General features: G+C 32.6%; 16 protein-coding genes and 1 pseudogene. 6 read left to right on the top strand and 11 right to left on the bottom strand.

The genetic code is table 11. The features are described from left to right. The first annotated feature begins 115 nt into the window (after nucleotides 1–115). Nucleotides 116–1,228, top strand: a complete 1,113-nt coding sequence (gene thiH, locus AAEO59_RS00930) for a 2-iminoacetate synthase ThiH (RefSeq protein ID WP_341698884.1) — start codon at nucleotides 116–118, stop codon at nucleotides 1,226–1,228. Nucleotides 1,229–1,315: 87 nt separating this feature from the next. Beyond that, the gene (locus AAEO59_RS00935; RefSeq protein WP_341698885.1) at nucleotides 1,316–2,026 is read left to right on the top strand and encodes a HesA/MoeB/ThiF family protein; all 711 of its coding nucleotides are present in this window, start codon (nucleotides 1,316–1,318) and stop codon (nucleotides 2,024–2,026) included. A gap of 77 nt (nucleotides 2,027–2,103) precedes the next feature. On the opposite strand, the gene aat is transcribed toward AAEO59_RS00935, so the two are convergent. Both aat and AAEO59_RS00945 read right to left on the bottom strand, forming a co-directional pair. Next, nucleotides 2,104–2,745 carry a leucyl/phenylalanyl-tRNA--protein transferase gene (gene aat / locus AAEO59_RS00940; protein ID WP_341698886.1) on the bottom strand — a complete coding sequence of 214 codons (642 nt, stop codon included), beginning with the start codon at nucleotides 2,743–2,745 and terminating at the stop codon, nucleotides 2,104–2,106. 118 nt (nucleotides 2,746–2,863) lie between these two features. Continuing rightward, complete coding sequence (locus AAEO59_RS00945) at nucleotides 2,864–3,235, bottom strand: DUF3127 domain-containing protein (protein WP_066327210.1); 372 nt, start codon at nucleotides 3,233–3,235, stop codon at nucleotides 2,864–2,866. Nucleotides 3,236–3,560: 325 nt separating this feature from the next. Between AAEO59_RS00945 and AAEO59_RS00950 the strand changes: the two genes are divergently transcribed. Continuing rightward, complete coding sequence (locus tag AAEO59_RS00950; RefSeq protein WP_341698887.1) at nucleotides 3,561–4,709, top strand: sensor histidine kinase; 1,149 nt, start codon at nucleotides 3,561–3,563, stop codon at nucleotides 4,707–4,709. A gap of 1 nt (nucleotide 4,710) precedes the next feature. Here AAEO59_RS00950 and AAEO59_RS00955 read toward each other — a convergent pair whose 3' ends face one another. From AAEO59_RS00955 to greA, 4 genes are all read right to left on the bottom strand, one after another. After that, complete coding sequence (locus tag AAEO59_RS00955) at nucleotides 4,711–5,898, bottom strand: transglutaminase domain-containing protein (RefSeq protein WP_341698888.1); 1,188 nt, start codon at nucleotides 5,896–5,898, stop codon at nucleotides 4,711–4,713. A gap of 82 nt (nucleotides 5,899–5,980) precedes the next feature. Further along, nucleotides 5,981–7,153 carry a transglutaminase domain-containing protein gene (locus tag AAEO59_RS00960; RefSeq protein WP_341698889.1) on the bottom strand — a complete coding sequence of 391 codons (1,173 nt, stop codon included), beginning with the start codon at nucleotides 7,151–7,153 and terminating at the stop codon, nucleotides 5,981–5,983. A gap of 65 nt (nucleotides 7,154–7,218) precedes the next feature. Further along, nucleotides 7,219–7,608: an HIT family protein gene (locus AAEO59_RS00965; RefSeq protein WP_341698890.1), complete on the bottom strand. Its 390-nt coding sequence runs from the start codon at nucleotides 7,606–7,608 to the stop codon at nucleotides 7,219–7,221. Between the two features lie 23 nt (nucleotides 7,609–7,631). Next, entirely contained in the window at nucleotides 7,632–8,108 is a 477-nt protein-coding gene (gene greA / locus AAEO59_RS00970) for a transcription elongation factor GreA (protein WP_026712588.1), read from the bottom strand. 162 nt (nucleotides 8,109–8,270) lie between these two features. Here greA and AAEO59_RS00975 point away from each other — a divergent pair, with 162 nt between their 5' ends. Further along, nucleotides 8,271–8,696 carry a Rieske (2Fe-2S) protein gene (locus AAEO59_RS00975; protein WP_341698891.1) on the top strand — a complete coding sequence of 142 codons (426 nt, stop codon included), beginning with the start codon at nucleotides 8,271–8,273 and terminating at the stop codon, nucleotides 8,694–8,696. A 59-nt stretch (nucleotides 8,697–8,755) separates the two neighbouring features. On the opposite strand, the gene AAEO59_RS00980 is transcribed toward AAEO59_RS00975, so the two are convergent. From AAEO59_RS00980 to AAEO59_RS01000, 5 genes and pseudogenes are all read right to left on the bottom strand, one after another. Then, nucleotides 8,756–10,894, bottom strand: coding sequence for a TonB-dependent receptor (locus AAEO59_RS00980; RefSeq protein ID WP_407934910.1), 2,139 nt, complete (start codon nucleotides 10,892–10,894; stop codon nucleotides 8,756–8,758). A 248-nt stretch (nucleotides 10,895–11,142) separates the two neighbouring features. Beyond that, a pseudogene (gene arfB / locus AAEO59_RS00985) lies at nucleotides 11,143–11,547 on the bottom strand (alternative ribosome rescue aminoacyl-tRNA hydrolase ArfB). A gap of 3 nt (nucleotides 11,548–11,550) precedes the next feature. Continuing rightward, the gene (locus AAEO59_RS00990; protein WP_341698892.1) at nucleotides 11,551–13,170 is read right to left on the bottom strand and encodes a DUF4301 family protein; all 1,620 of its coding nucleotides are present in this window, start codon (nucleotides 13,168–13,170) and stop codon (nucleotides 11,551–11,553) included. Between the two features lie 50 nt (nucleotides 13,171–13,220). Beyond that, on the bottom strand, nucleotides 13,221–13,850 hold the full coding sequence (gene pnuC, locus AAEO59_RS00995) for a nicotinamide riboside transporter PnuC (protein WP_341698893.1): 630 nt from the start codon (nucleotides 13,848–13,850) through the stop codon (nucleotides 13,221–13,223). After that, entirely contained in the window at nucleotides 13,851–14,576 is a 726-nt protein-coding gene (locus AAEO59_RS01000) for a phosphoglycerol geranylgeranyltransferase (RefSeq protein WP_341698894.1), read from the bottom strand. A gap of 220 nt (nucleotides 14,577–14,796) precedes the next feature. Between AAEO59_RS01000 and AAEO59_RS01005 the strand changes: the two genes are divergently transcribed. Both AAEO59_RS01005 and AAEO59_RS01010 read left to right on the top strand, forming a co-directional pair. Beyond that, nucleotides 14,797–15,078, top strand: coding sequence for a hypothetical protein (locus tag AAEO59_RS01005; RefSeq protein WP_341698895.1), 282 nt, complete (start codon nucleotides 14,797–14,799; stop codon nucleotides 15,076–15,078). Continuing rightward, the gene (locus tag AAEO59_RS01010; RefSeq protein ID WP_341698896.1) at nucleotides 15,079–15,486 is read left to right on the top strand and encodes a group III truncated hemoglobin; all 408 of its coding nucleotides are present in this window, start codon (nucleotides 15,079–15,081) and stop codon (nucleotides 15,484–15,486) included. It abuts the gene before it with no gap. The last annotated feature ends 19 nt before the right edge of the window (nucleotides 15,487–15,505 follow it).

Below are 15,505 nucleotides of genomic sequence, written 5' to 3' on the forward strand. Positions count from 1 at the left end.
TTTAACCGCAAAGGACGCTATGACTTACGCTAAGTTAGCTAAGTTAAGTGTTTTATTAAGCTTTCAAAGCTTTATAAACTTTGCGAAAAACTTTGCGCTCTTAGCGTTAAAAACTATGAAAACATTCAAATCGGTTTTTGAACAATACAATTGGGACGAAGTAAAAAATAAAATCTATCAAACGACTTCTATAGATGTAGAAACTTCATTGGCGAAAGCCAAAAGAAATATAGATGATTTTTTAACATTAATTTCTCCAGCCGCCCAACCCTATTTGGAACAAATGGCGCAAATATGTCATGAATTGACCAAGAAACGTTTTGGAAAAACCATACAAATGTATGCTCCAATGTATTTAAGTAACGAATGCCAAAACATTTGTACTTACTGCGGCTTTAGCTTAGATAATAAAATCAAAAGAAAAACACTTACTCCTGAAGAAATTACTTTAGAAGTCGAAGCTTTAAAAACTGCGGGATTTGACCATGTGCTTTTAGTAACAGGTGAGGCTAATTATACCGTAAACATCCACTATTTCCTAAAAGCAATTGAGCAAATCAAAAACGATTTTTCGATCATTTCTGTCGAAGTACAGCCCCTTTCTCAGGAAGAATACGAGCAATTACATGAAGCAGGAGTTTATTCGGTATTAGTCTATCAGGAAACTTACCATCAGGAGGTTTACAAACAATACCATACTAAAGGAAAAAAATCCAATTTTGATTTCCGTTTAGAAACTCCGGACCGAATTGGTAAAGCCGGTATTCATAAAATCGGGATGGGAGTTTTATTAGGATTGGAAGATTGGCGCACCGATAGTTTTTTCAATGCACTGCATTTGGATTATTTGCAAAAAACCTATTGGAGAACTAAATACTCCGTTTCTTTCCCAAGATTACGTCCTGCCGAAGGCATTATTGAACCTAATTTTATCATGGACGATAAGGATTTGACCCAATTGATTTGTGCTTATCGTTTATGGAATGAAGATGTAGAAATTTCGATTTCGACCCGTGAGAATGAAAAATTTCGAAACAATATTATCCCAATTGGCACCACAAGCATGAGTGCCGGTTCCAAGACAAATCCGGGTGGTTATGTAGTTGACCCACAATCATTGGAACAATTTGAAATTAGCGATGAACGTTCAGTTGCCGAAATCGCAAATATCATCCAGCAAAAAGGCTATGAACCCGTTTGGAAAGACTGGGATAAAAATTATTTTTGAGATTACAAAGTTGCAAAATTACAAAGCCCATTGGGATGTAATTAAAACTTTGCTCCTTTGTAACTCTGAACCTTTGAAACTAAAGAGATGAGCGTAATACAAGATTTTTTAAGATACAACCGTCAAACGATTTTACCTGAAATTGGCGACGAAGGACAAGCGAAATTAAAAAATGCCAAAGTTTTAGTAATTGGTGCCGGTGGATTAGGCTGTCCTATCTTGCAATACATTGCTACAGCCGGTGTAGGAACTATTGGAATAGTTGATTTTGACAAAATAGAAATTCATAATCTGCATCGCCAAATTTTATATACAGAAGACCAAATAGGTTTATCAAAAGCTTTGACTGCAAAAACAACCATTGAAAAACTAAATCCATTAATTGCCGTTATCGCTTTCGAAGAAAAACTAACCGTTGAAAATGCTTCCAGAATCATTTCCGATTTTGATATTGTGGTCGATGGTTGCGATAATTTTAGTACGCGCTATTTAGTTAATGATACTTGTGTAACACTGGAAAAAACTTTAGTTTATGGAAGTATTTTAGGTTTTGAAGGACAAATAGCGGTTTTTAATCATCAGGGCAGTAAAAATTTACGAGATTTATTTCCGGAACCGCCAAATCCTAAAGATGTACCTAATTGCAGTTTTAACGGGGTTTTAGGAACACTTCCCGGAATGATTGGAACGATGATGGCACACGAAACTTTGAAATTAATAATTGGTTTGCCAAGTTTGAAAAATGAATTGGTTTTGTATAAAACTTTAGATTGGAGTTTTACCAAGTTGAATTTTTAGTTTTTGGGAAGACAGATTGGAGAAATCATAGAAATTCTCTTTGTGAATCTTTCGGAAAAACTTTGCCTACTTTGCGGTTAAATACCTTTTTTCAAAATCTTCATAAACTCTTCGCGTTCAATTTCGCGACAGCCTAAACTTTCCAGATGAGAATTATACACCTGACAATCTAGGAGTTTGTAGTTTTCTTTTTTTAATTTTTCTACCAAAGCAATAAAAGCAACTTTGGAAGCATTTGAAACCAAAGAAAACATACTTTCACCGCAAAAAATATGTCCTAAATCAACGCCATAGAGACCGCCAACTAATTCATCTTCTTGCCAAACCTCAACTGATTTAGCAATTCCTAATTGATGAAGTTTACAATAGGCTTCAATCATATCATCGGTTATCCAGGTTCCGTTTTGCCCTTCACGTTTGATGTTTTGGCAATTGGAAATTACCGCTCTGAAATTTTGATTAAAAGTTACTTTGAAGATTTTCCGATTGAGAATGTTTCGCATGCTTTTAGAAATTATCAATTCATCTAAAAACAATACCATTCTGGGATTTGGCGACCACCATGTAATGGGTTCTCCTTCTTCAAACCAAGGAAAAATTCCGCTGTTATATGCTAATTGCAATCGCTCAGGAGACAAATCGCCACCTAGGCCAATAATTCCTGAAGAATGGGCTAAATGAACGGGCGGAAAAAACAATTCTTCGGTTAAATAAAACATAGTTTAAATCTACAATGGCAAAGGCAAAAATCAATCTCAAATCAAAAAAGAAATTCCAAATTCCAATTAGCTGTTTATTAATTGGAATTTGGAATTTTAAAACTTAGTGATTTAATTCTTAGAATGGTAAATCGTCTGGTTCGTCTTCGTTTAAGTTTGTAGCAGGTGCAAAAGCCTGAGCCGAAGGCATTGGAGCTGGAGCAGCAGGAGCTTCAGCAGCTAATCTTTCAATTCTCCATCCTTGGATACTGTTAAAATAACGTGTTTCTCCTTGTGGATTAACCCATTCTCTACCTCTTAAATTGATAGAAACTTTTACTGCTTCACCAATATTATAATTACTCAACAAATCACATTTGTCTTGTGTAAATTCAATCATTATATGTTGTGGATATTGCTCCTCGGTTGTTACAACCACTTCTCTTTTTCTAAATGACGCACTAACTTGTTGCTCTGGATTAACAACTTTAATTTTCCCTGTAACTTCCATCTTCGTTATTTTAACTGTTATATATATTATTTTTCAAAAGCATTCCTAACAACAGAACACTAACATTTATTCGAAATATTATTCCTCAAAATCAACTGAATACAAAAAAATTCCAAAAAAACATTCGATTTACAAATATAACAACTTCTTCTATCTGACAATGAAGTTTGTTTTACATTTTCTTCTTTAATTTTTAAATCTTTTAAATCAACTATCATTCATTAAGTTCTCAATTCTTTTCATTAAAATTACGGTCCACAAAACTTAAAAAAATCAAAATATTACCTCATATAATTCGTTATATTTATGCATCAAAAAATCATTTATGCAATTTTCAAATAAAAGGAATACCGGACGATGGATTCTCATTTTCACTTCATTTTTAATCATTTCCTTAATCCTTTGGAATACCTATACTTTTTTCCAAACTTTCAAAAATGAAGAGCGCATCAAAATGAATCTTTTGGCAAAAGCCCAAAAAACACTTATCAATGCCGATGAAAATACCGATGTGGAACTTCCGCTTCAAATTTTTAAAAACAACACTTCGATTCCTGTAATTCTTACCGAAAACGACAGCATTATCAATACCATTAATATTGACGAAGCTATTATAAAAGATAAAATTGAAGCATATGCTTTCCTGAATAATCTAAAAAAAGAAAACGAACCCATCATCATTGAATATGCTCCTAACAAATTCCAAAAATGGTATTATGGAAATTCGGCTTTATTGAATAAATTAAAATATTATCCTATAGCCTTGATATTAATTCTAGTCTTGTTTTTGGGTTTGATTTACTATTTCTACCAAAGCACTAAAATAGGAACACAAAACAAACTTTGGGCAGGAATGGCTAAGGAAACCGCCCATCAAATAGGCACACCGCTTTCTTCATTAATTGGCTGGGTTGAAATCTTAAAAACGGAAGATATTGACCCAACCACAACTTTAGAAATCGAAAAAGACATTAACCGATTACAAACAATCACAGAACGTTTTTCTAAAATTGGTTCTGAACCTGTTTTAGAAAAAACAGACATCGTAGAAAGCACACTTCAAACCTATAATTACCTACAATCACGGTTTTCTAAGCAAATTGAATTTACTTTTGAAAGTCCAAAATCAGAAATTTACACTCTACTAAACCCAACGCTCCACAGCTGGACAATTGAGAATTTAATCAAAAATGCCATTGACGCCATGAAAGGGAAAGGTAAAATTGCGGTTAGCATTGAAGAAAATACCGAAAGTGTAAAAATCAATGTTACAGATACCGGAAGCGGCATCCCAAAAAATCAATTTAACACCATCTTTGAACCGGGATTTACCACTAAAAAAAGAGGTTGGGGATTGGGACTTTCGTTAACCAAACGTATTGTAAAAGAATATCACAAGGGCAATATTAAAGTACTACATTCAGAAATTGGGAAAGGTACAACGATGCAAATTAGTTTGAAAAAAATAGTTTAGTTTACTGTTTTGGCTTCATTACTATTTTATTATAAAACATCATTTTTCTGGCTGGAACAGCTTTAGCTAAATAATTATTTACAAATTGCAAATGCATTTCTGCATTTTCCAGTCTTTTGCTGATTGCTTCCCTTAGATTTGTGATACTTGTTTTATTAGCTTCACTGCTAAGGCTTTTCTCAAAATCCAAAAGTACTTCCTGACATTTAACAAAACCATCCCTTGGTTCCTGAATTTTTCTTTTTATTTCGGCATCAGCAACCAGAGGCTGAAATTGTTTGTTTCTATAATGAATAAAATCATTTAATGATTGATTAGCTCTGTTAAATTGCTCAACAATTTCGCTGTATTGCTTTCCTTTATCACGTTCACTTTCATTTCTCCATGCTGTTTTGGCATGTACAAATGCTTGAGCAATATGTTGGTTTTTCATTCCACCTTTCTCAATTCTTTGTGCCACTACATAGAGCTGTTGTAATTTTGGTTCGTTTTCAAATTTTTCGATTTCATTTACAAAATCAAATTTTTGTTTTTTGTCATCAGAATAAACCCCTTCAATAAATTCCTGATTAGTTATAGGAAAATCTTTTAGCTGCCATAAATAGTCAAAAGGCATATGAGTATTAATCATTAATTCAGGATCTACTTTAAAATTCTTATCATCAAGACGTCTGGTAAAAATTCCATTCAAAACAAATCCTGATCCCCAAGTAGGATCAAACAAATACCATTTATTATCCACTCTGGCGGCATTCCAGGCATGAGTTAAATTATCAACCTTAACTTTATTCCATTTGGTATACCCCGAAATCACAAAAGATTTCACTCCAACCGAATTTGCGAGTTGGTTAAAAATACTCGCATAATCAAAACAAACCCCTTTTTTATCTGCAAATGCTCTTGCAATACGGTCTTGTAATTTTTCATCAAATTTCACTTCAAACATATTATCGACATCATAACTAATCGTTTTAGTAGTCCAATAATATACGGCTCTAATTCGGTCTGGTTCAGATTGAAAATTGTAACTTATATATTTAGCAATGGCATCCATTGACTGATTGTAATCTGCCGGCATTTTATCCATCACCTCATCTATTGAATCATAATTATTCTGTATTTTCTGTTTCTTTTGAGGAAAAACAGAAAAAGAGCAAAGACATAAAAACAATAAAAAAGTTGCTCGCATAAATCAATTAATAAAGTTTGTTGTACAATATCAAATATATAAAATCAACTTAAAAACAGTAAGAAATTAAATCTTAAAAAAATTAATTTAACGGAATACCAAACCAAGATACTTTAGAGAACATGGTTTTTCTAACCAACTTAGATTTATTTAAATAATTCTTTACAAATGCGGCATTATCCTCAGCCTGCACGACAGCATCTGCAATTGTATTTTTTAATGCCATTAAATTTGATGCATTTTCAGTTCCCACCATACTAATTTTGAAAATATCATTCTGGCATTTTGTTAATTTTTCTCTTGGAATCTGAATCATCTGACTGATTTTTTCATCTGAAAAAGTAGGTTTGAATTTATTATTACGATACATGATAAAATCATTTAATTGCAATACTGCTTCATTAAATTCAGCCACAATTGCATTCATTTTATCAACGTTTGTATTTTGCATTACAGCATTCCATTGTTTCTTTTTAACGTTATAATATTCTAAAATCAAATTGTTTTTTATACCATTTTTTTCTATTCTTGCAGCTGATTCAAATAATTGATCTGTTTCGGAAGCTTTTTCATAACGGTCAATTTCTTTCTCAAAATCAAAATATTTTTTTGTTTTATCCACTTGTATTTTCCCAGCATAAAATTCAGCATTGGTAACCGGATAATTCAAAAATTGCCACATATAATCAAACGGCATATGTGAGGCAATTATTTTAGAGGGTTCTGCTTTAAAAAACGTATTATTTAATTTTCGAACAAATTTACCGTTTTGCACACCTCCAGCTCCCCATGTAGGGTCAAACACTAACCATTTATTATCAATTTTAGCAGCACACCATGCATGAGCAATAGTGGCTATGGCTCCATTTTGCTTCGTATAACCTTCGATTATTCTGGACTTAATTCCAATTTTATTTGAAATATCATTAAAAACCTCCGCATAATGAATACAAACTCCTTTCCTAGTTTTTAATGTCTTTTCAATTTTTTCCTGAGGAGATTCTAATTGATTTGGCACAAACATATTAGGCACATCATAACTTATATTGATTGTAGTCCAATAAAAAACCGCACGGATTTTATCGCTATCTGTTTTAAAATTATCGGATATAAATTTTGCAATGCCAGTGGTTGAAGCGGACAATTCTAAAGGAATTTTGGCCATTTTACTATCAACATCACTATAGGCTGGTTTAGTTTGGGCTAGACATACAACAGATACTAACAAAAACAAACTATGTAGCAATTTTCTCATGCGAATTGGTTTTTATATAAAAAAACACGAATAAATTCGTGTCTCTTTGTATGATAATTATTTGTTTAAAAGTTAGCTCTTATTGCTTCAGCTAACTTTTCAAATTCTTCATTATTTAAAGTCACTTTCTTTTGAAAGCGAATATCTTCCATGGTATTTAACGGAATCAAATGCACATGAGCATGAGGCACTTCAATACCTATAACCGAAATTGCAATTCGGTTACAAGGCACTGTTTTTTCGATAGCTTTTGCTACTTTTCGAGAAAACTGCATCAAACCTAAATAAACTTCTTCTTCCAAATCAAAAATCTTATCAACCTCCACTTTTGGAATGCACAAAGTATGTCCTTTTGCATTGGGATTGATATCTAAAAAAGCGAAATAATTTTCGTCTTCAGCGATTTTATAACATGGAATTTCTCCGTTTACTATTTTAGTGAATATCGAGCTCATGTTTAATGCCTTTAATGGTTAAACTATTCTCTGGTAATTTCCAGAATTTCGAATTTCAATTTTCCGTTAGGAACTGTAATTTCAGCTACTTCACCTACCGATTTTCCAAGTAATCCTTTTCCAATAGGAGAAGTTACTGAAATCTTTCCTGTTTTTAAATCGGCTTCACTTTCAGCAACTAAGGTGTATTTCATTTCCATACCATTAGCCTGATTTTTAATCTTTACACTAGATAAAACTAAGACTTTTGATAAATCTAATTGTGACTCATCAATCAATCTTGCATTGGCATATAATTCTTCCAGTTTAGAAATTTTCATTTCTAATAATCCCTGAGCCTCTTTGGCTGCATCATATTCTGCATTTTCAGACAAATCACCTTTATCACGAGCTTCAGCAATATCCTGAGATGCTTTTGGACGCATTACCGCTTTTAAATAATCTAACTCTTCCTTTAACTTTTTTAATCCTTCGGCAGTATAATAAGATACGTTACTCATAATTTCATCGTTTATATAAATACAAAAAATCCCATCGCAACGGGATTTCTTGCTACAAATATAGTATATTTTTTAATAGTCAATAATTATATGTTAAGCATATAAGATTTCAAATGTAAATAAATTAAATTTGTTTCACTAATTCTTTCACAAAATAAAAAAATGAAAAAAATCCTTTCATTATCACTTATTTGCCTGCTGTTTTTTTCTTGTTCTGACAATGGTTTTAAGAACAACAATCCTTATATACCTAACTATAATTTCACAGTTACATTTGACACCAATTATCCCGCTTATTCAAACCTTCAATATGCTGGTAGTTCTCCCGTTTATTATGCAGGACCTGAAGTTGGCCCAAAAGGAATTTATATATTTAATACAGGTACAGGTTACAATGCTTTTGATGCAGCCTGCCCTAACCAATCATCAAGCACTTGTACAAACCGTTTAATTCCTGACGGCACATATTTAAAATGCAGTTGTGGTAATGAAAAATACTTTTTATATACCGGTCAAAGCGATCTTCAATATCCTTTAAAACAATATCGAGCAGAAAAAATAGGCAGCGTAATTCGCGTATACAACTAAAACAAAAAGCCTGAGAAATTAAACTTCTCAGGCTTTTTGAAAATATAAAAAACTTCAAATTAAAACTTCAATGTTAATCCCGCTAAAAAATTAATTCCGGCTTGTGGGTAATAATAAGGATAAACATCCCACATATATCCGTTTGAAATATATTTTTTATCTAAAATATTATTTACTAAACCACTAATCATAATTGATTTAAAAACAGATTTTGGTTTAATTTCAAAAGAAACATTCAAATCATTCACAAAATAGTCAGCCAGTTTTGCAGCTGCTAATTCAATATTGTTCATGTATTGCTTGCCTACATATTTTTGTAATAAAGAAATATGAAAATTCTCAACAGGACTAACTACAATTATATTCCCTGCAATTACTGAAGGCGAATAGGCGATCTCTTTTGTTCCGTAATTTTGACCTTCAACATCTAAATCAACATTTTTATTACTACTCAAAGTAAAATTAGGCCTAAGAATAACTTTATCTGAAATTTTTATAGTTGCATCAGCTTCAAAACCTAAACGATAACTTTTTTCACTGTTAGAACGAATTGGATTCCCCACATCGTCTAATGTCCCCGTTAAAATCAACTGATCTTTATACCCCATATAATAGAAGTTTGACGACAATTGAAATGTATCTGAATTATACCTCCAACCTAATTCAAAGTCATTTAACTTTTCAGGTTTTACATTCCCGCCTTCATAATCCGTTCTGTTAGGTTCACGATTGGCACGAGCATACGAAAAATAAAGTGCATTTTTTTGATCAATTTCAAAGTTTAAACCAGCCTTTGGATTAAAGAAATTAAAAGTATCGTCTACCAAACCAGTTTCCCAACTATTAGCTTTATATCGTACATTTCGATATTGTAAATCCCCATAAAAACTCAATTGTTCTGTTAGCTGGTAATTGGCTTTAGCAAAAATATTTCCGTCGGTTTTTGTCGAAAAATCATCATAGTAATGGTCTCCCAATTCAGATTGAGACGCATATCTTGCCCAGATTACTTTTCCAAAATGGTCTCCTTCATATTTATTCCATCCTCCACCTAGTATCACATTTAGTTTCTCATCTCTATATTTCACAGAAAAAGTAGTACCGTAAAAATCATTATCTAACCATTTTTGACGCACTAAATCAGTTGTTGTAACTGACCCAACGGAATTCAAACCATAATCAGCCATATCGGCATCTTCTTTGTAATTTTCATAAAATCCCTTTCCTTTAGTATAATGAAAAGCTAAATTGCTACTCCATTTATCCGAGAATGATTCACTCCAATGCAACTGATAATGATCTTGCTGGTAATTATCGGTTTCATTATCATAAAAACGAGGATTACCCTCTTCATCAGTAAACATTCCGGCAGAGTTAAACCTACGATTTGAATTTAAAGTTTCGCCGTCAATTCCGTTCCAGGATTGATAAGTTTTTTCAGTTCCTCCAAAAGCCAAAGCTTTAATTAAAGTAGTTTTATTAATGTAAGTCCCCTGTAGAAAATAGGATTTTAAATCAGAACTTGCTCTGTCCACATAACCATCCGATTTCAAATTGGATACACGTCCGGCCAATTCAAAATGATCATTTAATAAACCTGTACTGAATTTCACAGTATGTTTATGTGAATTAAAACTTCCGTATGAGTTAGAAATTTCACCATTTGCTTTTGAAGCAAAATTATCTGTTAGCATATTTAAACTGGCACCAAAAGCACCTGAACCATTAGTTGAAGTTCCTACACCACGTTGTAATTGCAAACTTTCAACCGAAGAAGCAAAATCAGGCATATTAACCCAAAAAGTTCCCTGACTTTCAGCATCGTTATATGGAATTCCATTGATAGTTACATTGACACGTGTAGCATCACTACCACGTACTCGGATTCCTGTGTAACCCATTCCGTTTCCTGCGTCAGAAGTAGTCACTACCGATGGCATATAATTCATCAAAACAGGGATGTCCTGACCTAAATTGCGCGGCGCAATATCTTTTTTTTCTAAATTAGAAAAACTTACAGGCGTTTTTGAAGTAACACGAACTGCGGAAACCAGTACTACATCCAATTGATTTAGCTGCGTACTATCTTTTTGTTTTTGTTGAGCAAAAACGCCCATAGAAAATAATAAACCTGTCATCAAAACGGCTGACTTTGCTGCTTTGTGACTTTGAAACTTTGAAACCAGAATAGTTTTCATCCGTAATTGTTTTACGAATAAAAGGGGGAATTATTCTTTTGTTAATGTGATAAATAAAATTTGTTCAACTCATAAATTTCTGGTTTACACCAAAAATTCATCTTTTTTCCCTTAGCAACATTACTTGCTCAGGTTCGTTGGGTATGATCTCAGCTCGTTATTTAGAGCACCCCTTTGAGACGGCGCAAAATTAATGTTAAAAATTTCAAAAAACAAATTCCAAATTCCAAGAAATGAGTTTTTGGAATTTAATCCCAGTTTGGTCTTTTACGTGATTGTTTTAAGTCCGAAAGATTCTTTTTGTCTTTAATTCGCTTTTTAATGACTGATTTAGGAACTTTTGTAGCTTTTCTTTCTTTAGGAACAACAAGCGCTTTTCTTATCAATTCCAAAAAACGCTTAGTTACGATTTCCTTATTTTTAAGTTGGCTTCGATCTTCGTCACAATTGAGAATCAAAACGGAATCAACAGTTAATCAGGAAGACAAATTGAGTTCCAGCAATGCTTTCTCTTCTTCGGACAAAGCCTGAGAATTTTTCAAATCAAAAAACAAAACTACTTTAGACGAAACCTTATTGACATTTTGACCTCCTGCTCCGCTACTTCTAACTGCTTTGTATTGTAACTCTGATATGATTTTTTGAATTTCCAAAATCTACAAGGATTGATGTGCTTCTTTTAATAAATCATTAACCGTTTTAACCGGATTAAAGGTAATCAAAGGCACTTCAACAAAAACAGTCAGCCAATTAGCCATTGCGCCATTCCACAATCCTGGCAATTCATAACCTTTGATATCTTTTCCTAAATGATTTTTTTCAACAATAAAACCAGCATTTTCATCAACAAACTGATGCAAATCAAATTTTTCGCCTTTATAATTTTTAGTTGCACAAACAATATCTACCGGATTAAAATGAGTGGCATTCGCCATAATTTTAGCCTGTTTCTTATTACTCAAATCCACTTGCGAAGATTCAACAATTTGTAAAGAAGCGCCTTTTCCTCCATTTTTCACCCAAAATGGTCCACCGCCAGGTTCTCCTTCGTTGATTACCATTCCGCATACCCTGATTGGTCGATTTAGAATATCTCTCAGTACTTTTATTTTATTTTCGGTAGTATATAAATCAAAATCTGCTTTTACAGAAACATTCAATTTGTTTTTCAAAAAGGCTTTAACTTCCTCAATTTGAACATCATTAACATCGTACAAATCCACTAGATTTAAACAGGCAAATATTTCCTGTTGTAATTCCAACAAGATTCCGGCTAAGGCTTTTTTATACAATGCAATGGTTTCATTATTATGCAAAATCACATTATCAATGTTTTTAATAAAAATAACATCGGCATCTAATTGATTCAAATTACCTATTAAAGCACCGTGACCTCCGGGTCTAAAAAGTAGTTTCCCATCCTCAGTTCTAAAAGCTTTATCATTCATATTTACCGCAATGGTATCAGTACTTTTGTCCTGATACGAATAGCTCACTTCCACTTTTGTTTGGGTTTCATTTTCAACATTAGCTTTTACCTCATTTATGATTTTTTCAAATTCAACTTGATGTGCTTCAGAAACTGTAAAATGCAAATAGGATTGACCATTGGAACTGGAATAATAACCACATTCGTATAGATGTTCTTCTATTGGACTTGCGATTCTTGTAGCATATTTATGAAAAGGTAAAATTCCTTTTGGTTTAGTTGCAAAATCAAAATACTTCTCATCCAACATCACTTTTATAAAGTAATAATTTTTATAATCGCGTGGTAATGAATCAAAATCCTGAAACTCATCTTTTAATTTTTTATAAATCAGTTCAAAGAAGGGCAACTTTTCCATACCTACTAAAAAAACAGGTAAGTTACTATCCTTTTTTCTGTTGATATAGGCATTGATCGTTTCTTTCTCAATGTTAAAATTATTCAAAAAAGAAGTCAAAAACTTAAACATTCGGGTTGCAGCTCCCGAAGCAGGAACAAATTTCAATAATTTCAAATCCGATTTATGTTCGTCAAAAAAATGCGCTTTTTCAGCAAAATCAGCCTTTGTCAATTTCAAGATTCCGTTACCAACTGTTGCAGCTTCCAGTAACTCCATCTTAGCAATTCCTTTTTTAAAGATACTAAGTTGCTTATTAATTGCTTCTAATGAAACCCCTTGTTGATTGATTTGTTCCAAATCCTGTTCTGACAACCCCATATTTTGTATATTTTTTAAATCATCTAAAGATTTTGATTTTTCTAATTCCGAAATTTTTATTTCACTCATTTTCTTTGAAATAACATATTAAAAGCACCAAATTATTATTTTATAATAGACTATAAATTTGATTGTACTTCTTGATTTTTTAAGATTTTCTTCCATTCCAGATATCCAAAAACAGCAAGGATCGTAAAAATTAAATATTGTAAAGACAACATTCCTAACCCCCTATAGGCATAAAGCGGCACAACAATCATATCTCCGATAATCCAAAGAGTCCAATTTTCGATTTTTTTCTTTGCCATATACCACATTCCTGTAAAAAATATTCCTGATGAAATCATATCTACATAATTATCAGGATGAATCGTATAATCAAAGTATTTATAGACACCTAAAACTACAAAAAACGTAATCATAAACAATAAAATTCCTATTATTTTTTCATTTAAGTTTGTTCTGGTAATTGGCAAATTATCATTAGCAGTTCCTCCTTTTACCCAATAATACCAACCGTAAATACTCATTATAGAAAAATAAGCATTAATAATCATATCCCCGATATATCCGGCAAAGTATAGAAGGTAAACAGAAATAACCGTAGCAATTAATCCTACTGGATAAACTAATACATTTTCTTTTTTTGCAAACCAAACACTCAAAATACCACACACAAAGACCAAAAACTCTAAAAATATATGCCCTGTTGAGGCATTTTTATAACTGTCCCAAAAGAAATCTACCATTTACAATTCATTAAAAAAATCCATATTATTTTCAAAAGCCGTCCCTATCACCACCAAATCAGCTCCGGATTGATAGGCTTTTAGAATTCCTTCTTTATCCCTGATTCCGCCGCCTACAATAATTGGAATGGTCAGATTTTGAGCTACAAAAGCAATCATTTCTTCAGGAACAGCATTTTGAGCTCCGCTACCTGCTTCCAGATAGATTAATTTATTTCCTAACATTTCCCCTGCCAGAGCTGTTGCTAAAGCCAATTCCTTATTTTCTCTATCCAAAGGCTGTGTCTTACTTACACGAGCCACCGCAGTTTCTTTGCCGCTCTCAATTAAGATATATGCGGTGGGAATAATTTCAAGATTACTTTGTTTTAAAATTGGCGCTGCTTTTACCTGCTGCCCAATTAAATAATCGGGGTTTCTACCTGATAATAAAGACAAAAACAAAATACCGTCGGCGTGATTTGAAATTTGAGAAGCATCCCCAGGAAAAAGAACGATAGGCAAAGTACACTCTTTTTTTATTTCCAGAATTAAGTTATCCAAAATATTATTCCCAACCTGACTTCCACCAACAAAAACATGAGTTGCCGGCGATTGATTGATTTTGTTTACTAATTGCGGTACATTTTCCCAAACAATTTTATCAGGATCTAATAGCACAACCAATAATTTCTTATTTAGCAACTTTGCCTGAACTATTTCCTGATATATATGATCTCTTTTCATCTGAGGTAAAAGTAAAAAGTTTTTAGAGTTAGAGAAGCATTAAGCTAAAATTATATTATTCAAAAAACATAGGCAACATCAAATAAATCCTAACCCAAAGAACAAGAATAACTTAAGACAAGAAACAAAAAAAAAATCATCAAAATTTATATTACATGATTTTTGTCATAAAATAGGTGCTGCAAGCCGTTGTAATTTTGCTTTATTAAAACAAAACATTATGACACTTTACAACAATACCTTCGAAAAATTTGATACTAATTATTTTGCATCAGCATCTTTAAGTATCTTAGTACAAAGCTGTTTAGGCGGTGCAGCTGCCATGGCCGTATTAGCTAACGGAACTTCAATTGGACAAATGATACAACTTGTTCTTGTTGTTTTTATATCTATGATTGCTAACACATCCATTTTGGCTCAAATGAAACACAAAGTTGTTTTCAATGCAGTTTTAGCTAGCATGATTTCAAGCATCATCTTTATTATCATTAACAATTTATAAATGAAAAAAGATATTGAAAACAGAGCTGATATTTCGGTTTTAATGCATCAATTCTATGATAAAATAAGGGCTGACGAGGAAATCAGTCCTTATTTTAACGAATTGATTCCCGACTGGGATTCGCATCTGGAAAAACTGGCTGATTTTTGGGAGACCAATTTATTTGGCATACGCAAATACAAGGGCAACCCTATAGCGGTTCACAACAAAGTAGACGAACATTTTAAATGCCAAATAAATGCCAACGAATTTGGAATTTGGCTCAACTACTGGTTTCAAACGCTGGATGAGCTTTTTGAGGGAGAAAATGTAACGATATTAAAAGACAGAGCTCGAAAAATGGGTAGCTTTTTTTACCTTAATATGTTTAAAAACCGAAGTGTTCTAAAAAATTCAGCAACTTCTTAAAAGTTGTTTCATCTCAAAA

Source organism: Flavobacterium flavipallidum (assembly GCF_038289905.1).
In the GTDB taxonomy this organism is placed as follows: Bacteria; Bacteroidota; Bacteroidia; order Flavobacteriales; family Flavobacteriaceae; genus Flavobacterium; species Flavobacterium flavipallidum.